The 25,702-nt window shown below is 58.3% G+C and carries 20 protein-coding genes and 1 pseudogene; 6 read left to right on the top strand and 15 right to left on the bottom strand.

The genetic code is table 11. The features are described 5' to 3' along the window. Positions 1-2: 2 nt before the first annotated feature. A complete protein-coding gene (locus AM410_RS13490) occupies positions 3-2,243 on the bottom strand; it encodes an EAL domain-containing protein (RefSeq protein WP_040018113.1) in 2,241 nt (746 codons plus the stop codon). 370 nt (positions 2,244-2,613) lie between these two features. On the opposite strand from AM410_RS13490, the gene AM410_RS13485 reads away from it, so the two are divergent. Continuing rightward, the gene (locus tag AM410_RS13485) at positions 2,614-2,784 is read left to right on the top strand and encodes a YfgG family protein (RefSeq protein ID WP_020883056.1); all 171 of its coding nucleotides are present in this window, start codon (positions 2,614-2,616) and stop codon (positions 2,782-2,784) included. On the opposite strand, the gene AM410_RS13480 is transcribed toward AM410_RS13485, so the two are convergent. Beyond that, positions 2,781-3,671 carry a LysR family transcriptional regulator gene (locus AM410_RS13480; RefSeq protein ID WP_014171137.1) on the bottom strand — a complete coding sequence of 297 codons (891 nt, stop codon included), beginning with the start codon at positions 3,669-3,671 and terminating at the stop codon, positions 2,781-2,783. The two genes, AM410_RS13485 and AM410_RS13480, sit on opposite strands and share 4 nt — an antisense overlap. Positions 3,672-3,768: 97 nt before the next feature. On the opposite strand from AM410_RS13480, the gene AM410_RS13475 reads away from it, so the two are divergent. The 3 genes from AM410_RS13475 to AM410_RS13465 all read left to right on the top strand — a co-directional run bounded on the left by AM410_RS13475 (position 3,769) and on the right by AM410_RS13465 (position 6,296). Then, positions 3,769-4,962: an MFS transporter gene (locus AM410_RS13475; RefSeq protein ID WP_032680502.1), complete on the top strand. Its 1,194-nt coding sequence runs from the start codon at positions 3,769-3,771 to the stop codon at positions 4,960-4,962. A gap of 111 nt (positions 4,963-5,073) precedes the next feature. Beyond that, positions 5,074-5,541: a DUF6130 family protein gene (locus AM410_RS13470; RefSeq protein WP_073396228.1), complete on the top strand. Its 468-nt coding sequence runs from the start codon at positions 5,074-5,076 to the stop codon at positions 5,539-5,541. 11 nt (positions 5,542-5,552) lie between these two features. Further along, positions 5,553-6,296, top strand: a complete 744-nt coding sequence (locus tag AM410_RS13465) for an alpha/beta fold hydrolase (RefSeq protein ID WP_047743058.1) — start codon at positions 5,553-5,555, stop codon at positions 6,294-6,296. Between the two features lie 45 nt (positions 6,297-6,341). Here the strand turns inward: AM410_RS13465 and AM410_RS13460 are convergent, their stop codons facing one another. Continuing rightward, positions 6,342-6,788 carry a winged helix-turn-helix transcriptional regulator gene (locus AM410_RS13460; protein WP_073396230.1) on the bottom strand — a complete coding sequence of 149 codons (447 nt, stop codon included), beginning with the start codon at positions 6,786-6,788 and terminating at the stop codon, positions 6,342-6,344. A gap of 113 nt (positions 6,789-6,901) precedes the next feature. Between AM410_RS13460 and AM410_RS13455 the strand changes: the two are divergent. Then, positions 6,902-8,119 (top strand): annotated as a pseudogene (locus AM410_RS13455) (MFS transporter). Positions 8,120-8,159: 40 nt separating this feature from the next. On the opposite strand, the gene iolB reads toward AM410_RS13455, so the two are convergent. From iolB to AM410_RS13405, 10 genes are all read right to left on the bottom strand, one after another. Continuing rightward, a complete protein-coding gene (gene iolB / locus AM410_RS13450) occupies positions 8,160-8,972 on the bottom strand; it encodes a 5-deoxy-glucuronate isomerase (protein ID WP_073396231.1) in 813 nt (270 codons plus the stop codon). A gap of 9 nt (positions 8,973-8,981) precedes the next feature. Beyond that, positions 8,982-9,872, bottom strand: coding sequence for a myo-inosose-2 dehydratase (gene iolE / locus AM410_RS13445; RefSeq protein ID WP_073396233.1), 891 nt, complete (start codon positions 9,870-9,872; stop codon positions 8,982-8,984). Positions 9,873-9,886: 14 nt separating this feature from the next. Beyond that, entirely contained in the window at positions 9,887-11,791 is a 1,905-nt protein-coding gene (locus tag AM410_RS13440; RefSeq protein ID WP_032680495.1) for a bifunctional 5-dehydro-2-deoxygluconokinase/5-dehydro-2-deoxyphosphogluconate aldolase, read from the bottom strand. Between the two features lie 12 nt (positions 11,792-11,803). Then, positions 11,804-12,937, bottom strand: a complete 1,134-nt coding sequence (locus AM410_RS13435; protein WP_020883047.1) for a Gfo/Idh/MocA family protein — start codon at positions 12,935-12,937, stop codon at positions 11,804-11,806. Between the two features lie 8 nt (positions 12,938-12,945). Further along, complete coding sequence (locus AM410_RS13430; RefSeq protein ID WP_014171147.1) at positions 12,946-13,974, bottom strand: ABC transporter permease; 1,029 nt, start codon at positions 13,972-13,974, stop codon at positions 12,946-12,948. Between the two features lie 11 nt (positions 13,975-13,985). Continuing rightward, the gene (locus AM410_RS13425; RefSeq protein ID WP_014171148.1) at positions 13,986-15,533 is read right to left on the bottom strand and encodes a sugar ABC transporter ATP-binding protein; all 1,548 of its coding nucleotides are present in this window, start codon (positions 15,531-15,533) and stop codon (positions 13,986-13,988) included. A 54-nt stretch (positions 15,534-15,587) separates the two neighbouring features. Then, positions 15,588-16,517 (bottom strand): sugar ABC transporter substrate-binding protein, encoded by a 930-nt coding sequence (locus AM410_RS13420; protein WP_020883045.1) that lies wholly within the window; start codon positions 16,515-16,517, stop codon positions 15,588-15,590. 31 nt (positions 16,518-16,548) lie between these two features. Beyond that, positions 16,549-17,535, bottom strand: a complete 987-nt coding sequence (gene iolG / locus AM410_RS13415) for an inositol 2-dehydrogenase (protein ID WP_025203474.1) — start codon at positions 17,533-17,535, stop codon at positions 16,549-16,551. A 300-nt stretch (positions 17,536-17,835) separates the two neighbouring features. Beyond that, positions 17,836-19,761, bottom strand: coding sequence for a 3D-(3,5/4)-trihydroxycyclohexane-1,2-dione acylhydrolase (decyclizing) (gene iolD / locus AM410_RS13410; RefSeq protein ID WP_108647957.1), 1,926 nt, complete (start codon positions 19,759-19,761; stop codon positions 17,836-17,838). An 11-nt stretch (positions 19,762-19,772) separates the two neighbouring features. Next, positions 19,773-21,278, bottom strand: a complete 1,506-nt coding sequence (locus AM410_RS13405) for a CoA-acylating methylmalonate-semialdehyde dehydrogenase (protein ID WP_108647955.1) — start codon at positions 21,276-21,278, stop codon at positions 19,773-19,775. A 278-nt stretch (positions 21,279-21,556) separates the two neighbouring features. Between AM410_RS13405 and AM410_RS13400 the strand changes: the two genes are divergently transcribed. Then, positions 21,557-22,387, top strand: a complete 831-nt coding sequence (locus AM410_RS13400; RefSeq protein ID WP_020883041.1) for a MurR/RpiR family transcriptional regulator — start codon at positions 21,557-21,559, stop codon at positions 22,385-22,387. A 57-nt stretch (positions 22,388-22,444) separates the two neighbouring features. On the opposite strand, the gene guaA is transcribed toward AM410_RS13400, so the two are convergent. Both guaA and guaB read right to left on the bottom strand, forming a co-directional pair. Beyond that, the gene (guaA, locus tag AM410_RS13395; protein WP_108647953.1) at positions 22,445-24,022 is read right to left on the bottom strand and encodes a glutamine-hydrolyzing GMP synthase; all 1,578 of its coding nucleotides are present in this window, start codon (positions 24,020-24,022) and stop codon (positions 22,445-22,447) included. 67 nt (positions 24,023-24,089) lie between these two features. Beyond that, positions 24,090-25,556 (bottom strand): IMP dehydrogenase, encoded by a 1,467-nt coding sequence (gene guaB / locus AM410_RS13390; RefSeq protein WP_020883040.1) that lies wholly within the window; start codon positions 25,554-25,556, stop codon positions 24,090-24,092. Between the last annotated feature and the right edge of the window lie 146 nt (positions 25,557-25,702).

Raw genomic sequence — 25,702 nt, 5'->3', positions numbered from 1 at the left:
GCTCAGGTCTCGACCGGCGACGCCTCTGCTTCCAGCAGTGACTCAAGCGCCACCGGTCTGCCAATCAGATAACCCTGCACATAATCGATACCTAGCGCGTGAACCGCGCTACGTATCTCTTCTGTTTCGACATACTCCGCGACCACCAGCATTTTCTTCATTCGCGCCAGATGGCAAATCGAGGCCACTATCTGATAGTCCAGACTGTTGTTGACGATATTGCGGATAAAGCTTCCGTCTATCTTAAGGATATCGGCGTCCACGCTTTTTAGCCGCGCGTAGCTCGCATAGCCGGTACCGAAATCATCAATCGCAATGCGTACCCCCATTTTTTGCAACTGCCTGAGGGTATGTAACGCCTGCTCACCACTGCCGAAGGTGCTGCACTCGGTCACTTCAAATATCAGCTGCCAGGGTTCCACGGCGTATTTCGCCAGCAGACGACTCACCTCAGCCGGGAACTGCGCACGGCACACGGTGGAAGGGCCCAGATTAATGGCAAAACGCTGGCCGGGCAGATGTACCCGATGCTCTGCCAGGAAGCGTAGCGTGTTCTCCAGTACCCACAAATCAACCCGCGACGACAGACCAAATTCCTGGGCGACGGGCAGGAATTGCAAGGGAGAGAGCAACGCCCCGTTTGCATCTGACATCCGCAGCAACACTTCGTGGTAGCAATCGCCCCGCACGCCGCAAACCGGCTGGACCAGCAGAGTAAACGCGTTACTGTCGAGCGCACTTTGCAGACGGCTCATCATCGCAACCTTGTCCTTCAGGCTACGCTGGAGATGGACAGCACCGCGCTGCTGCAGATTTTCCGGATGGTTGGTCGAAATCGACAGATCGGCAATTACCCCCAGTTCACCGAGGACCAGATAGAGATGGGTCACCGGTGAGCGCACATAGCAGTAGCTCACGCCCACCTGAGGCTGCAGTGGCATCCCATCCCAGACAAAGCGGAACTGTTTAATATGCTCGTCCAGCGCCTCAATGCGTTGCTGGTGCGATTCCGCGTTAAGGCGAACCGCCAGGTCACAGCCGGTGAGGTGATAGACCCGCTCACTGGGCTGCAAGGTGCCATTGACCCACTGCGCCAGCTGCTGTTTATACAGGATCCGCAACAACACCCCGTAATTTCGGCCCAGCACCTCCAGCTCCGGAATGCGCAGCAAACAGAGCGCCGACCACGGGTTTTTGGCAAGATCGCGCGACAAGGCCCGCAGATTCGGCATATGGACAACCGGGTCGAGTAGCGCCAGCCTGCGGGAACGTTTATTTGCGGCGCGCTGGCAGGTGGCCAGCATCGACATGTAAATCACCACAAACGAAAAGACCAGATAGCTGGAAGAGGTAATTGCCAGCTGAATGTCATACCCGGACTGTTGAGGGATATAGCGGTAAAAATAGTGAATAGACACCAGCAGCACCGGGGTCCAGATAAGCGACATCAGCTTATAGCCAAACCGCATCGCTCCCCAGAGCATCACCGGCATCAGCAACGACAGGGTGTAGTTGGTGGTGAAAATCGAGCTGTTTTCATTCATCGGGAGCAGCAGGAGGGTAAGCAGTCCGCCAAGCGCAATGGCCCACAGCAGAAATTCAATGACCGTCACCTTTTTGTCTATCTGCATTCGCACCTGCGAGACAAGACTTCTGATATACCGCGGATGGCGAATCAGACGGATCAGTAAATAGCTTAACGGCACGCCCGTCAGCCCACTGACCAGCAGCGCCTGATAGTTAATCAGCGTACGAATATTAAGCGGGGTCAACCCCTCCAGGCTCTGACGGCTCTCATACACACCCAGATAGAGGGCAAACTGGAACAGCACCAGAAACAGCGTCGCGGGGCAAAAGGCCTGCCAGAAGATACGCTGCGCCATCAGTCTGACATCCCCGTAAGCCGTCATGCTGCGTCTGGGCGCAAACACCCGATACCCTCCCCAGCTGAGCACAACGGGGACAATAAAATGAAAAATGCCGGCGATGGTTTCGAACAACCCAACCGACGGGTAGTAGCGGATGAACAGTGACAATACGATGCCGGGAAGCGCTTCCAGACCAAAAAACATCATCACCGAAAGCAGAAAGGAGAGAGGTAAATAATAGAGTGCCACCAGACCATCGCCCAATCGGGTAAAGGTATTGGCAACGCTTAATACAGGCAGTAAACCCACCGGTAAAATAAGCGGTAAAGCCCACCAGCGGTCTTTATTGTTTTTCAGGAAAGAAATAATGTTCATAGATGCCCGTTTAAACCCCTTTCGCTCCAGAGGGAAATGAAGACAGGCATCCAACCTGACGTACTTGCCGCCCGACAACGTGCGGGGCGAACAGTATGGAGGTGGGATTTTAAATACCAGGCCAGGGAAACCGTTGACTTAAATCAAACTAATTTACTCAAACGATCCTTTCTTACATTTTTTTTGAAATAGTTTTCTTCATATTATCAATATGGTAAATGCAATTATTAATTTCAATAACATTAATTAATGTAACTATTGACGGTTATTTACACATTTGCGAATTGACCCTCTCTTCCCGCTGTGCCTTAATATCCCTGTCGCCCAAAAGGGCATGCCCAGGAAAAACACAGTGAGTCAGGCCACGCGTATGCGAAAACGACATCAGTTCAACACCCGGATGACCCGCATCATACTGCTTATCAGCTTCCTGTTTTTCTTCGGCCGCTTCGTTTACTCCTCTATTGGCGCCTGGTATCACCATCAGGACAAGGCCCAGTCACAGCAATCCAGCCTGACCGTTGATTCAGCCGATCGCTAACGCGTCGAAGGATTTTGTAATATCCGAATTATCCCTGCTATTCCTTTGCTCAGGATTTTATCCTGGCGCATCACCACAGCCAGCTGTCGCTGCAGCACGGGCGTGAGCGACATCACGCATAGCCCTTCGCGGTCAGCCGCCAGGTCTACGGCCATACGCGGCACGATACTGTAGCCAAGCCCCGCACGTACCATCCGCTTGATCGCCTCGATGCTGCCCAGCTGCATCACCGGCGTGAGGATTCGCCCCTCGGCCGCAAACCAGCCGTCGATCAGCGCCCGGGTGCCGCTGCCTGATTCAAAAGCAATGAATGGCTGCGCGTGCAACGCAGCCGGCGTCAACGACTGAAAACCGTCCTGCTGGTCCAGCGACGCGATAAAAACAAACTCTTCGTCCATCACTGGCGTAACGTCGAGCGCTCTTCCGCTCACCGGTAACGTCACCAGCCCCATATCAAGACGGTTTTCTTCAATTGCCCGGACGATGTCGAGCGTATTGCCGGTCGTCACGCCCACTCTGAGAAGCGGATAGTCACGTCCGAGCTGCTGCAACAGCGGCGGCAGAAGATGAATGCAGGCCGTTGCGCCCGTGCCAAGCGTAATGGTGCCACTCACGTCATGGCTGAACTCACTCACGGACCGAATGGCTTCATCCACCGCCTGCTGAATACGCTCCCCGTGCACCAGCAACGCCTGCCCGGCAGCCGTGGGTTTGATGCCCCGCCCGGTACGCTCTACCAGCCGGGTTTGCAGAAACTGCTCCAGCTGGCGGATTTGCAGGCTGACGGCCGGCTGGGAAATGCCCAGCAGGTCCGCCGCCGCGGAAAAACTGCCGCGCTGGATAACCAGACGGAATGTCGCGAGATAGCCCAGGTTGAGCGTTGTCATTCAAAGTTTCTCTTATACAGCGCATAAGGTGACTGACCTGCCAGCACAATAGCGCGCTCGCTATGCTCAGGACAACTGCATAACGGAATGAAAAACAATGAAAACACCTGCCCTTCCCCGTCACCTCGCCCTCCGGGCAGGTTGTCATCAGCTTATCAACTGGGGGATCTCGTTTTATATGCCCGGGACCTTTGCCCAGGCGATTGTGGCCGACCGGGGGTGGTCATCACCGCAGCTCTACCTCGGCCTGACGCTGGCGATGCTGGTAATGGCGATGGTCTCCCCTTTTGTCGCCCGACTGTTGGCGTACGCTGGCGGGCAGAACGTGGTGATGAGCGGAACGTTACTGATTGCCGCAAGCTGCGCGGGCATGGCATATACGCAGACGCTGTTCGGCTGGTACGGTGCCTGGCTGGTTGCCGGTATCGGGATGCGGCTGTCGCTGTATGATGCGCTGTTCGCCGCGCTGGTGAACCTGTACGGCCAGCAGGCACGCAGAACGATCTCGCGCATCACGCTCGCTGGCGGTCTGGCATCAGCGGTTTTTTGGCCGCTGGGTGATGGGCTGCTGAAAGTGATGAGCTGGCAACACGCATTGCAGATCTACGCCCTCTTTGGCCTGCTGAGTGCGGTGCTGATTCGCACGCTTCCCCACCAGCGGCTGGCGGCCCCCCCGCACGTTACCGCGCCGCCCGTGCGCGAGGAACGGCGTAACGGCTGGCGGTATGCCACGTTTATTGCCCTCATGACCTTTGTCTCTAACGGCACGTCCACCCATCTGCCAGAGTTTATTGCCAGTTTTGGCCTGCCGGTCGCCATCGGCATGCTGTGGGGAGTTGGCCAGACGGGCGCACGCGCCACGGAGGTGCTGGCGGGTGCACGCTTAACCCCGCTCAACCTCACGCTCCTGACCGCCCTCGCCATGCCGCTCTGCTTTGTGATCGGGTTAAGCAGCTCGCTGTTTGTCGGGTGTGCCGCCGGTTTTGTGCTGGGCTATGGCGCCATCAACGGGCTGATGACGATAGTAAAAGCCACCCTGCCGCTGACGCTTTTCAGCGCCGAAAGCTATGCCCGCCGCACCGGCATGCTGCTCATTCCCGCACAGCTTATGGCCGCGGCATCGCCGTTTGCCTATGCGTGGCTAAACAAAACGCTGGGGATCGCCGGCGCAATGTGGGTTTCCACCGCGCTGACGCTGGTGATTGCCGGGCTGGCGATAGCGATTGTGCGCAGTGCCGACCCCGCGCGGAATGATGAAATGTATCCCACTGTATCCGGAGCGCCACGCTGACAAGCCGGTACAAAACGCCGTTCCCCGCAAACATCCCGGATACATAAAAATGGTTTTCTGTGTCTGTCATTGTTTGAAACCGAATTTGAAACCGATTGAGGAGAGACTCAGATGATCCGTCGTTATTTACTGCTCCCTGCACTTGTTCTGGCGTCAACAACCTGCTCCTGGGCCGCACCGCTGGATAACCTCAGCGCTGCCGACGTCAACGGCCCTGCCGCTGTTGCCCCGCTGGAACGTCCACAGCCGGCCGCTAAGCTGATTGTCGATCCACCGCTTGCCGGCCCGCTGAGCAAGGGGGCGGTCTTTATTCAATACCGGGCTGAAAACCTGCGCATCGAGCCGGTATTTGGGCCCGATGCGCTGAAGGTCACACCACGTATCGGCCATATCCATGTCGTGGTGGATGACGCCCCCTGGCACTGGGCCGATACCAGCGGAGAGCCAATCATTCTGGTTGGGTTACCCGCCGGGAAGCATAAAGTGACCATAATTATGGCCGACCCCACGCATAAACCCATCGACCATAAAACCATTGAATTCACCGTACCGCCTCACGCAACGGTCCATCATTTTTAAGGAGCCAGACAATGAAAGCACGCTCTGTACTGACGGCGGGTCTGCTGGCGCTTTCCGCCAGCGCCTTTGCTGAGAGCAAAACCAGCGTGGTGCTGGTCCATGGCGCGTTTGCCGATGGCAGCAGCTGGAACAAGGTCATTACCCGGCTGCAAAAACAGCATACCGAGGTGATTGCCGTCCAGCTGCCGCTCACGTCGCTTAAAGATGACGTTGCCGCCACCCGGCGCGCCATTGCACGGGCGCATGGCGATGTGGTGCTGGTAGGTCATTCCTGGGGCGGAACGGTGATCAGCGAAGCGGGCAACGATGCACGGGTAAAATCCCTGGTGTACGTAGCGGCCTTTGCGCCTGATTCCGGCCAGTCGACGGCGGACCTGGCGGGAAGTTACCCACCGCCAGCGGGGAGTGCGGATATCGCAAAAACGGCAGACGGGTATTTGTATCTCCCGCCAGAAGCCGTGATGAAAGACTTCGCACCGGATGCAGGCGCCGTTGAACAGCAGACCATTGCAGCCACTCAGGGGCCGATCAAGGCCGACGCGTTTGCGGAAAAAGTGAGCCATGCGGCCTGGCATGAAAAGCCAAGCTGGTTTGTGGTCAGCAAAAATGACCGGATGATTAACCCGGAGCTTGAACGTGCGATGGCGAAAACGATCCACGCGAAAACCACGGAAGTGGCAGCAAGCCACGTGTCGATGGTGAGTCAGCCGGATGATATTGCCCGCACGATTGAGCAGGCAATAACAAACCATTAAGCATGACACAACAGCCCGCGTATCGCGGGCTTGCAGAGCGTCGGGTTACGTCACTTTCTGCACCTCAGTATCTTGCGCCTTCAGCGCCGTTCCATCCTGCGCTGCTGGCGCCATCAGGGGAACCGGCTTGCCGGTACGCCTGTCGATCAACAGCGAGTGGCGCTCCCCGCGCTCAAACAGATGCTGCTCTCCCCACTGGCGAAGCGCAACGACGATGGGAAACAGGCTTTCGCCTTTGTCCGTCAGGACATATTCCTGATACGACGTACCGTCTGACGCCCCCTGCATCGCGAGAATGCCCGCGTCGACCAGCTTGCGCAGTCGGTCAGCCAGAATGTTACGCGCAACCCCGAGATCCCGCTGAAAATCCCCGAAACGGCGCATGCCGTCAAAAGCATTACGCACAATCAGAAGCGACCAGCGATCGCCAATCAGATCGACGCTGCGGGCAACGGGACAAAATTCCTGTTCAATCGGTTTACGAGACGGCACAGCGTTACCCCGGCAGGTTAGTCAATAATAACTGGTTGCATTTTAAAACTGCATAGCCTAGCCTTCAACTGGTTTCTTTTTAAAACCACATTACCCAGGGCGAGGATTTGAACATGTCACACGCGTCACCACTACCGTCAGATCGAAAAACCGGGCTCGTCCGCTCAGGCGACATGCCGCGTAGCCTGGTGTGGCTGTTCGCCCTCGCCAGCGGCTTAAGCGTGGCCAACGTCTATTACGCACAGCCGTTGCTTGACGCGTTGTCCAGAGACTTTGGCATCAGCCATGGTGCCATTGGCGGCGTGGTCACCGCCACGCAGATTGGCTGTGCTCTGGCTCTGCTGTTCGTGGTTCCTCTGGGGGATAAAGTGGATCGCCGGGGTCTGATGGCGCTACAGCTTGTCGTACTGGTGGCCGCTCTGGTCGCGGTCGGCATGGCGCAGACGTCAACGATGCTGCTGGCGGGTATGCTCGCCACCGGCATGGCAGGAACGGCCATGACGCAAGGGCTAATCGCCTATGCCGCCAACGCCGCGTCGCCGCATGAGCAAGGCCGCGTTATTGGTGCGGCACAAGGCGGGGTATTTATGGGCCTGTTAGTGGCCCGCGTCGTCTCCGGAGGCATCAGTGATATCGCGGGCTGGCGTGGCGTGTATCTCTCTGCCGCCGGGCTGATGGTCATTATTGCGTTTCCGCTGTGGTGGAGGCTGCCCCGTTTGCCTGCGGTGCCTGAAACGATGAGTTACCCGCGCCTGATTCACTCAATGCTGACCCTGCTGCGGGAAGAAAAAGTCCTGCAGGTGCGCGGCGTACTGGCTTTACTGATGTTCGCTGCGTTCAATATTTTCTGAAGCGCCCTGGTGCTGCCGTTAAGTGCTCCACCCTATAACTTATCGCATACCGCCATTGGTGCTTTTGGCCTGGCCGGAATGGCAGGCGCGTTAGCGGCAACCCGGGCCGGAGAGTGGGCCGATCGAGGATATGCCCGGCGCACCAGCGCGGCTGCACTGGTCTTGTTACTCCTGGCGTGGTGGCCGATTTCACTGATGGATCGTTCGCTCGGCATTTTACTCGTTGGCATCGTGCTGCTCGATTTGGGCGGGCAGGCGCTGCATGTCACCAACCAGAGCCTGATCTTTCGCGCCCGCCCCGAGGCGCATAGCCGGCTGGTCGGGCTTTACATGCTGTTTTATGCTGTCGGCAGCGGTCTGGGCGCGCTGAGCACCACGATGACGTATGCCATTGCGGGCTGGCAGGGCGTCTGCCTGACTGGCGCAGCGGTGAGCCTGGTGGCGCTGGTGTTCTGGTGGGTAACGCGCAAAACAGGATAAGGGTGATAAAAAAGCCCGCGGGGTGCGGGCTTCTGCAACGTCAACGTGGATAGTCGCGGTTGATCCACGCGTGATCGTCTTCCCAGGTGAACATCCATTTTCGCACCGGACCGGCCATCACGTTGAGATAGTAGCTGTCATAACCAGCCAGCGTCGCCACCGGATGGTACCCCTTCGGCACCATCACCACATCGCGGTTATAAACGGCCATACACTCATCCAGCGACCTGTCGTCGGTATAGACCCGCTGCATGCAGAACCCCTGCCCGGGATTGAGGCGATGATAGTAGGTCTCCTCCAGGTAGGTTTCCTGCGGTGGATTATCCGTATCATGCTTATGGCTCGGGTATGAACTGGTGCAGCCTTCGTTGGTCCAGACCTCAACCACCAGCAGGCTGTCGGCGGGTTGATCTTCCGGCAGAATATTGTGCACGTAGCGCTGGTTATGGCCTTTGCCACGCGCCTGTGCGTCGATATCCTGCGGAGCGATAAGCCGTGTCGGGAAGGACCCTTTGCCGGGTGCGGCACAGACCGCCAGCTCCAGCGTCGTCAGCGCCTTAATCTGCACCGTCTCCTGCGGCGTGACGTAGACCGCCCAGGGTTTTATGCGCTCAAACGGACTCATCCGCTCGCCGATGTCAGTAAACTGCGCGGTAGGTGTGCTGATAGAGGCCCGTCCGGCTACCAGCACCAGACAGCGCTCTTCGCTGACGGCGGGCAGCGTCAGCGTCTGCCCCTCCTGCAGTTCATACGCTTCAAAGCCAACGTATCCCCAGCCCGCGCGTTCCGGCGTGACGGACTGGGTGCGGCCCTCCGCACTCGGCGGTTGCCAGCGTGATAACAGGCGTGACATGTCACCTCCTCAGATAAGCCCGGCGTCACGCGCCAGACGGCTCAGGTTGTTATACCCCAGACGGGCGTAGGTCAGCGGGTGAGCGATAGCAGGATCCTGCTCCGCCTCCACCACCAGCCAGCCGTGATAATCCTGCGCCTTCAGCAGCCGCATGATGGGCGGATAGTCCACGCAGCCGTCACCCGGTACGGTGAAGACCCCACTCAGCACCGCATCAAGGAAGCTGGTTTTGCGGTTTTTGACGTCCGCCAGCACGTCGGCGCGCACGTCTTTGCAGTGAACATGGTTAATGCGCGATGCCCAGCGCTGGGCCACCGCCAGCGGATCAGCCCCGGCAAAGGTCAGATGGCCCGTGTCCAGCAGCAGGCCCACCTCCTCACCAGTATGAGTCATCAGGTTATCGACATCTTCAGCGGACTCAATGACCGTTCCCATATGGTGATGGTAGGCAATCTGCACCCCCTGCTGCTGCGTGTAGCGGGCAAAAGCGGTCAGCTTCTCGCCGTACTCTTTCCAGCGCGCGTGCGGGAAGCGCGGGCGAAGATGAACCGGCGTCTGTTGCTCGCCGTGAATACAGCCGCTCACTTCGGCGAATACCAGCACCTTTGCCCCCAGTTCGCGCAGCAGCGTCAGGTGGGACTGCACGGCGGCAATCTCCTCCTCCACGCTACGCTCCAGCAGACGCCCTGAATACCAGCCGGAGACCAGCTGCAGATCGTGGCGCTGCAAAATGGGGCCAAGCAGGCGCGCCTCACGCGGGAATTTATTGCCCAGTTCGAAACCGGCAAAACCGGCCTCTTTTCCTTCGCTCAGACAGGTATCCAGCGGCGTCTCCGCGCCGAGTGAAGGCAGATCGTCGTTCGTCCATGTCAGCGGGTTAATGCCTAATTGCACACTCATTGTCGTCTCCTGAATTATGCGTGTCCGCGCTCGCGCCACCAGGCGATAAGCTGCAGGTAATTGTCCCGGATGCGTGCCACCAGCTGCGCATCGTCAATATCGTGTTTCAGCCATGCACGGGACGCATCGCCAAACAGCGTGCGTCCTACGGCAAAGCCCTTCACCAGCGCGTGTCCCGAGGCGGCTTTAAAATCAGCACGAAGCTGCTCAGCCGGGGCGTCCAGCCCGAGGATCACCACGCCACGACAGTGTGGATCCCGACGTTCAATAATCTCGCTCAGCGCCGTCCAGCCATCGGCAGAGAGCGGCGGCAGTTTCCACCAGTCGGGATAAATCCCCAGGTTGTAAAAACGCGAGATGGCGCGCAGGTAAAGCTCATCGCTGCGCGGCATGCTGGCAGGCAGGATCACCTCCAGCAGCAGTTCATGACCGGACTGGCAGCAGGCGTGGTAGACCTCAGCGATTTTCTGCTCCTGCTCCAGACGCAGGCCGTGCGCATCTTCCGGATGGAAAAAGACCAGGCATTTCACCACATGCTCCTGCGGCCAGCTGATGAGCTGCGTGCCGATGTTACCGTGCTCCATCTCCAGCGGCCGGGAGCCCGGCAGCTCAATAGGGCGGCCTATCCACCACCCTTCACCGGTAATCGCGTTCAGGGCGTCCTGACCAAAAGTGCCGTCACACAGCAGACCGGCCTTGCCCTCAAGCCCTGCGCTGCTTGCCGCCTCACGGCTGGCCTGCAGAATAAGCTGCTTCAGCGCCGGGATGCGCTTCAGGGATGCCCCGCACTGCAACGCCATATCTTCCAGCTGGCTGCGATGATCGAAGGCCATCACGCACAGCTCCGGCCACTCGCGGCGGCGGGTAGTGACGCGGTGCAGATGGTTCAGGCGCGCGTCAAGATCGGGACGCGGCACCGACGCCGCACGCGACAGGTAGTCGTCCAGCTCAGCCTTGCTCGGCATCGCCGGGGCACAGCCGTGGCGGGACACCACCAGCGCACCACACGCGTTGGCATAGCGGCAGGCCTGCTCCCAGCCTTCGTCGTTAAGGTAGCCGCGCAGCAGGCCGGACATAAACGCGTCGCCCGCACCGAGCACGTTCAGCACCTCAACGCGCACGCCGGTCACCGTCAGACCCTCATCCAGCCGGGGCGGTATAGCGTCGGTATACACCGAACAGCCAAGCGCTCCACGCTTGCAAACCAGCGTAGCGTTACTCACGGCGCGCACGCGACCCAGCGCCTGCAGGGTATCGGTACTGCCACCTGCAATGTGGAACTCTTCTTCGGTGCCGACAATGACGTCGAAAAGGTGCAGCACCTCCTGCAGTTCACGGGTCACGTTTTCTGCGGCAATAAAGCGCGTCTCCCCGTCCCCTAATGAGGTCAGCCCCCACAGTACCGGCCGGTAGTCGATATCCAGCACCGTGCGAACACCGTGACGGCGGGCATAGTTAAGCGCCGTCAGCACCGCGTCACGGGTCTGAGGGTGCGAGAGATGGGTCCCGGTGATGGCAAGGCACCGTGCGGAGGCAATGTAGCGTTCGTCCACATCGCTGGCCGTGATGGCCATATCCGCGCAGTTATCGCGATAAAAAATCAGTGGAAAGGTGTCCCGGTCTTTAATGCCGAGGAGCACCAGCGCCGTCAGGCGTTCTTTGTCGGTGATCAGATGGCTGGTATCGCAGCCCACCTGGTGTAACTCTTCTCGCAGGAAGCGTCCCATATGTTCATCACCGACGCGTGCCAGCATCGATGAGCGCAGCCCCTGACGCGCCGTCCCGTAGGCCACGTTGCCGGACGAGCCGCCGAGATATTTCGCGAAGCTCGACACATCTTCAAGACGGGCACCAATTTGCTGACTGTAGAGGTCTACCGCCACGCGGCCCATGCATATCACATCAAACTGCTTTTCCACGTTGATACCTCATCAGACAATGTCGTTCACGTTCAGCCAGCGGCCTTCCTGGTGTGAGAGTGCGATGGCGTCCAGCACCCGCGAAACCTTCCAGCCCTCTTCAAAGTCCGGCCACATCGGCACATCAGCGGCAATACCGTCGACCAGGTCGCGTACTTCCACCGTTTTTTGATCGTTAAAACCGATACCATGGCCCGCCCCCATGCAAAACGCGCCATAGTCCGGATGTGACGGACCCACAAGCAGCGTGCGGAATCCCTGGCGGTTTACCGGGTCGTCATGCAGATAGAGCTTCAGTTCCGCCATCCGCTCCTGGGTAAAACTGATGGCCCCTTTGGTGCCGGTTATCACGTACGACAGTCCCATCTTGCGCCCGCAGGCGACGCGGGACGTTTCAATCACCCCTTGTGCTCCGCCGGCGAAACGGACCATCGCGTGCGCCTGATCTTCGTTTTCAACCGCAACGTTTTGCGACGAACCGGCCTGCGCCGGGCGCTCAGGCACAACAATTTTTAAATCACCGCAGACCTGCTGAATGTCCCCGACCAGATACTGCGCCATGTTGACGATATGCGCCGCCAGGTCCCCCAGTGCACCCAGTCCGGCGGTCTCTTTAAAACAGTGCCAGTGAATGGGAGAAAGCGGGTCGGCCATATAATCTTCGTTGTGGGTACCGTAGAAGTGGATCACCTCGCCAATCTCGCCGCGGGCGATGATCTCTTTCGCCAGCTGTGCCGTCGGGTTTTTCATGTAGTTAAAACCCACCAGCGTTTTCACCCCTGCCCGCTTCGCGGCGTCCACCATTTCACGTGCGTCATGGGCATTCAGCGCCAGCGGCTTTTCCGAGTAGACATGCTTACCGTGGCGAATGGCCTCCAGCGCCATCTCTTTATGCAGATGGTTGGGGGAGCATATATCCACGACATCAATCGCCGGGTCAGCCACCAGTGCCCGCCAGTCGCCGGTTGAGCGGTTGAAGCCAAAGGCCTGCGCCCGCTCTGCCGCCAGCGCGGGCGTCACTTCCGCCACCATCTCGCGCACCAGTTTGCCGCGCAGGGTAAATACCGTCGGCGCCTGGGCATAGGCGATGGCATGTGCCTTGCCGATATACCCGGTGCCAATCAATCCAATACGAACCTCTTTCATCCTGATCCTCACAATGCGCCGCGACGGCTCTTGGCATAGGTGTCGAATGCCACCGCCAGAACGATAATTAATCCGGTGATTATTTGCTGGTAATAGGCCGAGACGTTCATCAGCACCAGACCGTTAATCAGGATCCCCATAATGATGGAACCGATGATGGTGCCGCCGATGCGTCCATAGCCGCCCATCAGCGAAGTGCCGCCGATGACCACCGAGGCGATAACGCGCAGTTCAAAGGAGATCCCGGCGACCGCTTCCGCACTGCCAAGACGAGCGCTGAGAATGAAGCCCGCCAGTCCCGCCAGACAGCCAATCAGCACATAGACACTCACCAGCACGCGCTTCACGTTGACCCCCGCCAGGCGCGCTGCCTCCGGGTTACCGCCGATGGCATAGACGAAGCGTCCCCAGCGGGTTTTATGCAGCGCAAGATACCCGCCAAGCGCCACGATGGCGAAAATCCAGATTGGAATGGAGATGCCAAGCAACTCCCCGCGTCCCCACCAGCGGTAACCCGGGTCGAAACCTGCAATGGGCGCGCCGTCGTTGATCACCAGCGTCAGGCCACGCCAGATGGTCATCCCGCCGAGGGTGACGATAAACGGCGGCAGGCGCAGGCGGGTTACGCCCAGGCCGTGCAGGAAGCCAATCGCCGTGCCCATCGCCAGACAAATCCCCAGCCCAATCAGCCAGCTCATGCCGCCCCAGGCGTTCGGATCAACGGTGGTGAAGTTGTCGCCCTTAATCACGTATGCGGCGGTCATGGCGCAGACCGCCAGGATGGAGCCGACAGAAAGATCGATACCGGCAGTCAGAATGACGAAGGTCATCCCCACGGCCATGATCCCGTAGATGGACACCTCGGTCAGGATGTTGAAAATATTGCGTTCAGAGAAAAAATTGCTGTTCTGCGACTGAAAGAAAATCAGCAGCAGGATCATGAAAATCAGTACCCCGAAGCGCTCGAAGAAGGCGATGGGATCGAGGCGTCCGCTGCGTTTCACCGGAACCTGCGTTTTAGAAATCATCTGCGTCATGGAAAACTCCGTTATGCCGCGTTGAGGGCGTTGTGGTTGATGGCCATCATCGTCATCAGCCGCTCTTCGTTAGCGTCGTCGCCGTGGATCTCACCGGTCACCCGGCCTTCACTGAGCGTGATGATCCGATCGGATACCGCCATCACTTCAGGCAGATCGGAGGAGATCACGATCACCGCCACGCCCTGTTTGGCCATATCAAACAGCACCTGGTGCACTTCCGACTTGGTGCCCACGTCGATACCGCGCGTCGGCTCATCGACAATCAGCACCCGAGGGTTCAGCGCCATGCAGCGCGCCAGGATAACTTTCTGCTGGTTACCGCCGGAGAGCTTGCGCACCTCCTGCGCGCTGTTGACCATTTTGATCTGCAGCGCCTTGCGGTAGGACTCAATCAGATCGTCCTCTTTGCGGGTATTCACAAACCAGCGCCACTGCATCAGAGAAGAGAGGCTGGAGAGCGACAGGTTGTCGCGAATCGATAACCCCAGCACCGCCCCCTCTTTCTTGCGATCTTCCGGGACCAGCGCGATGCCCTGCTCAAGGGCGTACATTGGGTCGCGCGGTTGATACGGGACGCCGTCCAGTTCAAAGCTGCCCGAGGTAAAGGCATCCGCCCCGAACAGGCAGCGCGCCACTTCGGTACGCCCTGCCCCCACCAGGCCGGCAATGCCCAGTACTTCTCCGGCGTGGACATGGAAGCTGATGTCATGCAGGGCAATGCCGTGCGGATCCAGCGGCGGTTTTTCGCGGCTTAGCCCTTTTACTGCCAGACGGACCGGCTTGTTTTCATGATGGGTTTCGCTGGCGGGACGACGATTAAAGGCCACGTCACGCCCCACCATCAGACGGATCAGCTGCTCGACATTGGTTTGCGCCACGGCGCCACTGCCGGTGAAACGGCCGTCCTGGAAAACGGTAAAGCGATCGCAAAGCTGGAAAACTTCGTGCAGTCGGTGGGTAACGTAAATAATGCTCACCCCCCGGTTTTTCAGCTCGCGCACCACGCGGTGGAGGCTTTCCACCTCGCTGTCGCTCAGCGCCGCGGAGGGTTCATCCATGATGATCAGCCTGGCGTTCAGCGTCAGCGCCCGGGCAATCTCGACCATCTGCTGCTGGGCTACGCTCAGACGGGCGACAGGCGTGGTTGGCGCAACGTTCAGCTGCAGATAATCGAGGATCACCTGCGCCTCCTGGTTCACCGCTTTTTCGTCGACAATCAGGTTACGTTTACGCGGCTCACGCCCGAGAAACATGTTTTCCGCGACGGTCATATTGGGCAGCAGGTTAAATTCCTGATAGATAGTGATAATGCCCTTGTTCTGCCGCTCAACCGGTGAATCATCCACCGGCAGCGTGTCGCCGTTGAACCAGATATCCCCGCGCGTTTGCGGCTGTGCGCCCGCCAGGGCTTTCAGCAGCGTGGATTTCCCCGCTCCGTTCTCACCCAGCAGCGCGTGGATCTCCCCGGCACCGACGGTGAGCTGTGCGCTGCTCAGCGCCCAGACGCCAGAAAAGCTTTTTGCCAGGTCGGTCACTTTCAGTAAGGGTTGCGACATCGGTCTGCTCCTCCTTAATAGTGAGCCGCCACCTGCGCGGCGGCTCCGGATAAATCAGTTACCGGCCTCACTGATGCGCTCAGCCTGCTGCAGATTTTCTTTGGTGATAAGCGTTGGCGGGTAGTCCGCGCCGGTGATGGCTTTCTTCTCACGCACGTTGGCCACCAGCTGGCTCATCGCCGTTTGTACCGCGAAGCCCGGGCGCTGATCCGCCGTGACCGCCAGCCAGCCGTCGCGCACGCGCGCCAGCGCCTCAGGGACCGCGTCAAAGCCGGTCACCAGAATTTCACCTGGCTTCACGCCCTGGCCCTGCAGCGCTTCAATTGCGCCCAGTGCCATGTCGTCATTGGCGGAGAGGATCACCTGTGGGCGTTTCGGCAGTGACGGCAGAACGCTTTCCACAATGCGCATCCCTTCAGAACGCATCCAGTTGCCGGTCTGATCGGCAACGATCTTGTACTTGTCCCCGCCCGCCTTCAGGCTGTCGCGGATCCCTTTGGTACGTTCAATGTTGGAGGAGGAACCTGGCTGGCCGGTGAGCAGAATAATGTCTGCCCCGTTGGGGAATTTGCTTTTAACGAAGTCGCCAATCGCCTGGCCGCCTTTGTAGTTGTTGGCACCAAAATGCGGCACCTTCTTCTGGCTGTCGACGGAGCGGTCAAGCGTCACAACGGGCAGATTCGCATCCTGAATTTCATCCACCGCGCTGGAGACGGCATTGACGTCATTCGGGGAGACGATGAACCCCTGCGCACCACGGGTGATGGCGTTTTCCAGGTCAGCGACCTGTTTCGGCGAGCTGCCCTGCCCGTCCAGTACCTGAAGCTTTACGCCCATCTCTTTTGCGGCTTTTACCGCAGTACGCTGCATGTGAACTTCAAACGGCATCGCCAGGTTTGGTGTACTGAAAACAATTTGCTCGTTTTCGGCCATTGCTGCCCCGGCGGTCATGGCGATGAGGGCGGCTAAGATCAGTTTTTTCATTATTATGTCTCTCTGTGTAGGGTTGTTGTGTTTAGAGGACGATCTCACGCTGGCTACGCAGGGATTCCAGCGCTTTATCCGCCAGGTACAGCGCACGTTCACCATCATCGCCGCTACAGTCAGGCGTCGCTTCGCCGCGCAGCACCGCAACAAAGTGTTCCCATTCCGCGGCGTAAGCGGATTTGTAGCGCTGCAGGAAGAAGTGTTCCGGCAGCGCGCCGGTGCAGCCCTGTTTGCCGTAGTGCTGCACCTGATTTTCAAGAATATTGCCCGCGCACAGCAGGCCTTCTGAGCCGTGCAGTTCCAGGCGCTGGTCGTAGCCGTAAGAAGAGCGGCGGCTGTTGACGATGGTCGCCATCGCGCCGGAGGCATACTTCAGTACGATAAACGCGGTATCGATATCCCCCGCCTCGCCAATCGCCGGATCCACCAGATTGCTGCCCTGGGCATATACCGACACCGGCTCTTCGCCCATGATGAAGCGCGCCATATCAAAATCGTGAATGGTCATGTCGCGGAACATACCGCCGGAAACGCGCACATATTGCGCCGGTGGCGGGGACGGGTCGCGGGAGATAATCAGCAGCGATTCGGGCTTGCCGATCCGCCCGGCCTGCACCTCGGTTTTGACCCGGCGAAACTGCGGGTCAAAGCGGCGGTTAAAACCGATAAACAGCGGTACGTTGTACTCGTTAACCACTTTCAGGCAGTCGCGCACGCGGGCAAGATCCAGGTGTACCGGCTTTTCACAGAAGATCGCTTTGCCGTGGCGGGCGGCCATCTCAATCAGATCCGCGTGGGTGTCCGTCGCAGACGCGATCAGCACGGCATGAACGTTTGGGTCGCTCATCGCGTCCTCCAGGCTCTGCAGACGAGCCTGATATTGCGTGGCGAGGCGGGTGGCAAATTCCTGATTCGGGTCGACCACAGACCAGAGCGTGGTCTCACTGTGGCTGGCGATGTTAGCTGCATGTACCTGGCCAATTCGGCCAGCGCCCAGTAAAGCAATGTTAAACATAACGGCTCCCGGTGTTGGTGAATGCTGTGAACTAACGACCCCTTAAATAAAACATTTATTTCATTTTTATAAATAGTGAAAATTATATTTTTGAGTGCGGGTTAACACTTTTGAGATGATTGAGATAAATTTTGTTATCAATCTCACAACATGGAAGAAGGTGCTACTAACCCCTCACCCCTGCCCTCTCCCCAAAGGGGCGAGGGAGAAAAGAGTGCACCACACCATCCCCTCTCCCCTTTGGGGAGAGGGTTAGGGTGAGGGGAAAATGAAATGAAAATTTCGTTACGGCGGGAAAACTTAATACTGGCGTGCTTTTTTCACCTGCGCCTGAGTTTGCTCGGCGGCTTTGCGCACCGCAGACGATCCCGCGACCTGCGCATCACCGGTTCGCCACCATGACGCGTAATCATGGGTCATGGTTTTCGGCAGCACTTTGATATCCAGCAGCGTTGGGCCAGGATGCGCCCGCGACGCCTCCAGCGCCACCAGCAGACTCTGCTCGTCGTGGACCCGCCACGCGCGACAGCCGTAGCTTTCCGCGTTCTGGGCGAAATCGACTTTCACCAGCGGCCCGTCAAGCCGGCCTGAATCTGGATTTCGATGACGGTTTTCCGTACCGAAGCTCCCCATCCCGTGCCCCATCTGCAGGTTATTAATGCAGCCGAAGCTGACGTTATCAAACAGCAGGACGGTGACGTTGATCCCCTCCTGCACCGCGGTTTGTAGCTCGGAGTGCAGCATCATGTAGGAGCCATCCCCCACCATGGCGTAAACCGGCTGATGCGGGCTGGCAAGCTTCGCGCCTATCGCCGCCGCAATCTCATACCCCATGCAGGAGTAGCCGTACTCCAGGTGATAACTGTCCGGCGTCTTCACCTGCCAGAGGCGCTGTAAATCCCCGGGCAGCGATCCGGCCGCGCCCACAACGATGGCGTTATCTTCGATATGTTGATTGATAAGCCCCAGCACCCGCGTCTGGGTCAGGCGGGTATTGAGCGCCTCACCGTATTCCGCCAGCTGCGCATCAAGGTGCCCTGCCACTTCAGGCGCATCGTCGGGATGCCACTGACGGCCCCATAAGCGCTGGCACTCCGCATGCCAGGCAGATTTCGCCTGAGCGATCTCCTCTCCCCAGTGGCTTCGGTACGCCGGGAGCGCCTGCGTTAACGCGTGCAGCCCGGTTTGCGCATCGGCAATCAGCGCCGTGGCATCCAGTTTCAGGGCATCAAACTCGGCGACGTTCAAAAGCAGGAACTCGACGTCCGGATGGGAAAAGAGCGCTTTGGAGCCGGTGGTAAAGTCCGTCAGGCGCGTGCCGATGCCAATCACCAAATCCGCCCTGGGTGCAAGCTGGTTAGCGGCCATTCCGCCCGTCACACCGATCCCCCCCAGATTAAGGGGGTGATCGCTTACCAGCGCCCCCTTTCCGGCCTGGGTTTCGGCAAACGGCAGCTGCAGCGTCTCGACAAATTCCCGAAATGCCTCATGCGCGCCGGAATAACGCACGCCCCCGCCACACACCACCAGCGGACGGTGTTTACGGGCAATCAACGCCTGTGCCTGGGCCAGACGCTGGGGGTCAGGCGGACGGCGTTCAATGTGATGCACGCGACGCGCAAAGAAGCTCAGGGGATAATCCCAGGCTTCGCCCTGTACGTCCTGCGGCAGGCAAATGGTCACTGCTCCCGTCGCTGCAGGGTCAGTAAGCGTTCGCATCGCATTTAACATCGCGCTCATTAACTGTTCCGGACGGTTAATGCGGTCCCAGTAGCGTGAAACGGGACGGAAGCAGTCGTTGGTGCTGATACTGAGATCGTGGTACTGCTCGATTTGCTGCAAAACCGGATCGGGCTGGCGGCTGGCATAGATATCCCCCGGTAACAGCAGGAGCGGAATGCGGTTCGCGGTGGCGGTCGCCGCGGCCGTCACCATATTAGCCGCGCCGGGCCCGACGGATGAGGTGACGGCAAAAATGCGCCGACGGCGATGCTGTTTAGCGAATCCGGTCGCCATATGGGCGATGCCCTGTTCGTTACACCCCTGCATCACCTGCAGGTGGCCAGGATCCTGCTCCAGTGCCTGGCCTATACCCAGCACGTTGCCGTGACCAAAAATGGTCGCCACGCCCTCCACGAAGGGCGTTTCTTGTCCATCAATGGAGACATATTGTTGATTAAGGAATCTGACCAGGGCCTGAGCCATGGTCATACGTTCGGTTTGCATAAAACCTCCTGTCAGCCCAGCGTCGGCATGGAGAACGCAGCGCCAGTCTCCTGCTGCATTTCCGGCCAGCGTGCGGTGATGGTTTTCATTCGGGTGTAGAAACGCACGCCGTCGTTGCCGTGGACATTCAGCGCACCAAAGATCGAACGCTTCCAGCCACCAAAACTGTGGAACGCCATCGGCACCGGGATCGGCACGTTCACCCCAACCATCCCCGCCTGCACCTCTTCGCAGAAGCGGCGCGCGCAGCCACCGTCACGGGTAAATATTGCCGAGCCATTACCATATTCATGCCGGTTAATCAGGTCCACCGCGCTGCTGTAATCTGCAACACGCACCACAGAAAGTACCGGCCCGAAAATCTCTTCTTTATAGATGGTCATCTCCGGCGTGACGTTATCGAACAGCGTTGGTCCGACAAAATAGCCTTTCTCGTGGCCTTTCACGCTGAACCCACGGCCATCCACGCGCAGGCGGGCTCCCTGAGTTTCCCCGCTGTCGATATAGCCCAGCACTTTGTTACGGTGTGCCGAGGAGATAAGCGGCCCCATTTCATTCTCTGGCGTCTGGTCCAGACCCGGTCCGACGCGCAGCGCGGCAATCTGTTTTTCCAGCCGGGAACAGAGTTCATCAGCGGTGTTATCCCCCACCGCCAGCACCACCGACAGCGCCATGCAACGTTCTCCCGCCGCGCCGAAGGCTGCGCCCATAATCGCGTTCGTCGCCATATCCATATCGGCATCCGGCATTAAGATGCAGTGGTTTTTTGCCCCGCCCAGTGCCTGACAGCGTTTACCGTGGGCGGAGGCGGTCTCGTAAATGTATTGGGCGATCGGCGTTGAACCGACAAAGCTCACAGCCTGCACGCGTGGGTCAGTCAGCAGCACGTCAACCGACTCTTTATCGCCCTGCACCACGTTAAACACGCCGTCAGGCAGGCCGGCGTCTTTCAGCAACTTTGCCAGCGCGAGCGCCAGAGAGGGATCTTTTTCCGACGGTTTCAGCACGAACGTGTTGCCGGTGGCCAGCGCAATCGGGAACATCCACATCGGCACCATTGCCGGGAAATTAAACGGCGTGATCCCGGCACATACGCCGAGCGGCTGCATCAACGAGTGGCTGTCGACACCGGTGCCAACGTTAGCGGAGTGCTCACCTTTTTGCAGATGCGGGATGCCGCAGGCAAACTCCACCACTTCCAGGCCGCGGGTCAGCTCGCCCACCGCGTCGGAGAAGACTTTGCCATGCTCTTCGCTGATGATGCGGGCCAGGCGCTCCATGTTCTCTTCCAGCAGCGCTTTGAAGCGGAACATCACGCGTGCGCGTTTAAGTGGAGAATGACGCGCCCAGCCAGGAAAAGCCTGCTGTGCTGCGGCAATCGCCTGTTCGGTTTCCTGTGCCGTACTCATCACCACCTGGCGGATCTGCTCTCCGGTGGCCGGGTTGAAGATTGCCTGAACGCGCTGGCCTGAACCGGTGACACACTCGCCGTGAATAAAATTCGCTACCGTCTCCATCCTTAACCTCTCGCTGTTGATACGTGACTGTTACCTGAACACTATATATGAAACAAATATTCCATTTTAAGTTGAAATAAAATAAATGATGATTATTGTGATCAAGGATGGATTTTTATGTTAACAGCCACTATCACCGGTGCAGCCTGCGCTATTAAGGCATTTCAGGCGTTGAAATGCGTGAAGCTTCTGTTTCATTTTTGAGGCCAGATGGACGGCCGGCATTTAAAAGACGCGGTTTTGCGTTTAGAATCATAAAACTATGCATAGGGGGTAAAATGACCACAGCAACCAGCCTGAATGAGCTGCAGCAGCAAATCCGCGATCGCTACGATAGCCTGAGCAAGAGGCTGCAGCAGGTCTCCCGCTATGTGCTGGATAATACCAACAGCGTGGCCTTTGATACGGTCGCCGTCATTGCCGAGCGTGCCGATGTGCCGCCGTCAACGCTGATCCGTTTTGCCAATGCTTTTGACTTCACCGGCTTCAACGAGATGAAACAGCTGTTTCGCATGAACCTGGTGGAAGAGACCGCCAGCTACAGTGACCGCGCCCGGCTGTTTCGCGAAATGGAAAGTCAGGCCGTCCCGGAAACCCCGCTCGATATTCTGCAGGAGTTCGCCCGTTCAAATGCGCAGGCCCTCCAGCAGCTGGCCGCCCGCGCCGAGCCGGAGATGCTGGAACGCGCCGTACAACTGCTGGCCGACGCCGACACAATCTATATCGCCGGGTTACGCCGCTCGTTTAGCGTCGCCGCCTATCTGACCTACGCCCTGAGCCACCTGGAGTGCCGCCCTATTCTGCTCGACGGAATGGGGGGGATGCTGCGTGAGCAGATCAACCGCATCAAAGCGCAGGACATTGTGGTATCGATCAGCTTCTCGCCGTATGCGGAAGAGACGGTAATGGTCAGCGAAACCGCCGCCAGCGTCGGCGCGCGGCAGATTGTGATCACCGACAGCCAGATAAGCCCGCTGGCCACCTTCAGCGATCTCTGTTTTGTGGTGAAAGAGGCGCAGGTTGACGCGTTTCGCTCGCAGTCGGCGACGCTGTGCCTCGTGCAGTCGCTGGTGGTAGCGCTGGCATATCGGCTGGGCAGTGGGAAGTAACGGAGAATAAAAAACCCCCTGCGCAAGCAGAGGGTTTGGGGTGATATCAGGGTAAAATCATTCCCACTCAATCGTAGCCGGTGGCTTACCGCTGATGTCATACACCACACGGGAGATACCGTTCACTTCGTTGATAATGCGGTTAGAGACGCGGCCCAGGAAGTCGTACGGCAGGTGCGCCCAGTGCGCGGTCATGAAGTCGATGGTTTCCACCGCACGCAGGGAAACAACCCAGTCGTACTTACGGCCATCGCCCATCACACCGACAGAGCGCACCGGCAGGAATACGGTGAACGCCTGGCTCACTTTGTTGTACAGGTCAGCTTTGTGCAACTCTTCAATGAAGATAGCGTCCGCGCGACGCAGCAGGTCGCAGTACTCTTTCTTCACTTCGCCCAGCACACGCACGCCCAGACCTGGACCCGGGAACGGGTGACGGTAGAGCATGCCATATGGCAGCCCCAGTTCCAGGCCGATCTTACGTACTTCATCTTTGAACAGCTCACGCAGCGGTTCAACCAGGCCCATCTTCATCTCTTTCGGCAGGCCGCCCACGTTGTGGTGAGATTTGATGACGTGTGCTTTACCGGTTGCGGAAGCCGCAGATTCAATCACGTCAGGGTAAATGGTGCCCTGCGCCAGCCATTTAACGTCTTCCAGCTTCAGCGCTTCTTCATCGAACACTTCAACGAAGACGCGACCGATGATTTTACGTTTCGCTTCCGGATCGTTCTCGCCAGCCAGCGCGTCGAGGAAGCGCTTCTCGCCTTCCACGTGAATGATGTTCAGACCGAAGTGGTCGCCGAACATATCCATAACCTGCTGCGCTTCGTTCAGACGCAGCAGACCGTTGTCCACGAATACACAGGTCAGGTTTTTGCCGATTGCGCGGTGCAGCAGCATCGCGGTGACAGAGGAGTCAACACCGCCGGACAGGCCGAGGATCACTTTGTCATTGCCAACCTGCTGGCGGATACGCTCAACGGCGTCGTCGATGATTTTTGCTGGCGTCCACAGTGCTTCACACTGGCAGATATCACGCACGAAGCGTTCCAGCATGCGCATACCCTGACGGGTGTGGGTCACTTCCGGGTGGAACTGCACACCGTAGAAGCGTTTTTCTTCGTTCGCCATAATCGCAAACGGGCAGTTATCGGTGCTGGCAACGGTCACAAAGTCAGACGGGATAGCGGTGACTTTGTCGCCGTGACTCATCCACACGTCCAGCAGCGGTTTGCCGTCTGCGGTCAGGGAGTCTTCGATACCGCGAACCAGCGCGCTGTCGGTAACGACTTCAACCTGCGCGTAACCAAACTCACGCTCGTTAGACCCTTCTACGTGGCCGCCCAACTGCATGGCCATAGTCTGCATACCGTAGCAAACGCCGAATACCGGCACGCCCGCTTCAAACACGTACTGCGGTGCGCGTGGGCTGTTCTCTTCGGTGGTGCTTTCCGGGCCGCCGGACAGGATGATGCCGCTTGGATTGAATTCGCGAATCTGTGCTTCCGTGACATCCCATGCCCACAGTTCACAGTAAACGCCCAGTTCACGCACGCGACGTGCCACCAGTTGAGTGTACTGAGAACCAAAGTCCAGGATGAGAATGCGATGTTTATGAATGTTTTCCGTCATTGACGCTAATTCCGAGGCAAGTGAAACAAATACAGAGCGCCCGGCATGAGCCGGGCGCGGAAATTTATCAGGAGCCCAGACGGTAGTTCGGGGACTCTTTGGTGATCGTCACGTCGTGAACGTGGCTCTCCTGGATACCCGCACCGCTGATGCGTACGAATTCCGCTTTAGTACGCAGCAGGTCGATGGTACCACAGCCGGTCAGACCCATACAGGAGCGCAGGCCACCCATCTGCTGGTGAATGATCTCTTTCAGGCGGCCTTTATAGGCAACGCGGCCTTCGATACCTTCCGGTACCAGTTTGTCAGCGGCGTTATCGCTCTGGAAGTAACGGTCGGAAGAGCCTTTGGACATCGCGCCCAGGGAGCCCATACCACGGTAAGATTTGTAAGAACGGCCCTGGTAGAGTTCGATTTCGCCCGGGGATTCTTCAGTACCGGCCAGCATGGAGCCAACCATGACGGCTGCAGCACCTGCAGCGATCGCTTTCGCGATGTCGCCAGAGAAGCGGATACCGCCGTCAGCGATAACCGGAATACCGGTACCTTCCAGCGCTTCAACCGCGTCGGATACCGCGGTGATCTGCGGAACGCCTACGCCAGTCACGATACGGGTGGTACAAATAGAGCCAGGACCGATACCGACTTTCACCGCGCTGCAGCCTGCTTCAGCCAGTGCGCGAGCGCCTGCGCCCGTTGCAACGTTACCGCCGATGATCTGCAGGTCTGGGTATTTCGCACGGGTTTCACGAATACGTTGCAGAACGCCTTCGGAGTGGCCGTGAGAGGAGTCAATCAGCAGTACGTCAACGCCCGCAGCCACCAGCGCGTCAACACGCTCTTCGTTACCTGCACCCGCGCCAACGGCAGCACCTACGCGCAGACGGCCATGCTCGTCTTTACAGGCGTTAGGCTTACGTTCTGCTTTCTGGAAATCTTTAACGGTGATCATGCCCAGCAGGTGGAAGTTCGCGTCCACAACCAGTGCTTTCTCAACGCGCTTCTCGTGCATTTTAGCCAGCACGACGTCACGGGTTTCGCCTTCACGGACGGTCACCAGACGCTCTTTCGGGGTCATGTATACGCTGACAGGCTGGTTCAGGTCAGTCACGAAACGCACGTCACGGCCGGTGATGATGCCCACCAGTTCGTTATCTTCGGTGACAACCGGGTAACCGGCGAAACCGTTACGTTCGGTCAGGGCTTTCACTTCGTGCAGGGTGGTGGTTGGCAGAACGGTCTGTGGGTCAGACACGATGCCGGATTCATGTTTCTTCACGCGGCGAACTTCTTCAGCCTGACGCTCGATAGACATGTTTTTATGAATAAAGCCGATGCCACCTTCCTGTGCCAGGGCGATAGCCAGGCGCGCTTCAGTCACGGTGTCCATTGCCGCAGAGAGCATAGGAATGTTCAGGCGAATCGTTTTCGTCAACTGCGTGCTGAGATCGGCAGTATTCGGCAGAACGGTGGAATGAGCGGGAACGAGGAGGACGTCGTCAAACGTCAGTGCTTCTTTAGCGATACGTAGCATGGGCAATATCTCTGACCTGGTGGGTGGTTAAATATTGCCGTGGCATTATACAGAGCGTAACCGATTGCATCCACACTTTTTTATAAAAAAACCTTGCACTCCCCTCTCAGCAGGTTACTATCGACTGAATAACTTGCTGATTTAGA

The organism is Enterobacter cloacae complex sp. FDA-CDC-AR_0164, assembly GCF_003071645.1.
Taxonomy (GTDB): domain Bacteria; phylum Pseudomonadota; class Gammaproteobacteria; order Enterobacterales; family Enterobacteriaceae; genus Enterobacter; species Enterobacter ludwigii.
Note: the sequence above shows the minus strand (reverse complement) of the source record. Positions and strands in the feature narration are given on the sequence as shown.

What these genes read in the sequence shown, in the direction of transcription:
- AM410_RS13490 (WP_040018113.1), bottom strand. Translation starts at nt 2,243, where the DNA reads ATGAACATTATTTCTTTCCTGAAAAACAATAAAGACCGCTGGTGGGCT.
- AM410_RS13485 (WP_020883056.1), top strand. Translation starts at nt 2,614, where the DNA reads ATGCGAAAACGACATCAGTTCAACACCCGGATGACCCGCATCATACTG.
- AM410_RS13480 (WP_014171137.1), bottom strand. Translation starts at nt 3,671, where the DNA reads ATGACAACGCTCAACCTGGGCTATCTCGCGACATTCCGTCTGGTTATC.
- AM410_RS13475 (WP_032680502.1), top strand. Translation starts at nt 3,769, where the DNA reads ATGAAAACACCTGCCCTTCCCCGTCACCTCGCCCTCCGGGCAGGTTGT.
- AM410_RS13470 (WP_073396228.1), top strand. Translation starts at nt 5,074, where the DNA reads ATGATCCGTCGTTATTTACTGCTCCCTGCACTTGTTCTGGCGTCAACA.
- AM410_RS13465 (WP_047743058.1), top strand. Translation starts at nt 5,553, where the DNA reads ATGAAAGCACGCTCTGTACTGACGGCGGGTCTGCTGGCGCTTTCCGCC.
- iolB (WP_073396231.1), bottom strand. Translation starts at nt 8,972, where the DNA reads ATGTCACGCCTGTTATCACGCTGGCAACCGCCGAGTGCGGAGGGCCGC.
- iolE (WP_073396233.1), bottom strand. Translation starts at nt 9,872, where the DNA reads ATGAGTGTGCAATTAGGCATTAACCCGCTGACATGGACGAACGACGAT.
- AM410_RS13435 (WP_020883047.1), bottom strand. Translation starts at nt 12,937, where the DNA reads ATGAAAGAGGTTCGTATTGGATTGATTGGCACCGGGTATATCGGCAAG.
- AM410_RS13430 (WP_014171147.1), bottom strand. Translation starts at nt 13,974, where the DNA reads ATGACGCAGATGATTTCTAAAACGCAGGTTCCGGTGAAACGCAGCGGA.
- AM410_RS13425 (WP_014171148.1), bottom strand. Translation starts at nt 15,533, where the DNA reads ATGTCGCAACCCTTACTGAAAGTGACCGACCTGGCAAAAAGCTTTTCT.
- AM410_RS13420 (WP_020883045.1), bottom strand. Translation starts at nt 16,517, where the DNA reads ATGAAAAAACTGATCTTAGCCGCCCTCATCGCCATGACCGCCGGGGCA.
- iolG (WP_025203474.1), bottom strand. Translation starts at nt 17,535, where the DNA reads ATGTTTAACATTGCTTTACTGGGCGCTGGCCGAATTGGCCAGGTACAT.
- iolD (WP_108647957.1), bottom strand. Translation starts at nt 19,761, where the DNA reads ATGCAAACCGAACGTATGACCATGGCTCAGGCCCTGGTCAGATTCCTT.
- AM410_RS13405 (WP_108647955.1), bottom strand. Translation starts at nt 21,278, where the DNA reads ATGGAGACGGTAGCGAATTTTATTCACGGCGAGTGTGTCACCGGTTCA.
- AM410_RS13400 (WP_020883041.1), top strand. Translation starts at nt 21,557, where the DNA reads ATGACCACAGCAACCAGCCTGAATGAGCTGCAGCAGCAAATCCGCGAT.
- guaA (WP_108647953.1), bottom strand. Translation starts at nt 24,022, where the DNA reads ATGACGGAAAACATTCATAAACATCGCATTCTCATCCTGGACTTTGGT.
- guaB (WP_020883040.1), bottom strand. Translation starts at nt 25,556, where the DNA reads ATGCTACGTATCGCTAAAGAAGCACTGACGTTTGACGACGTCCTCCTC.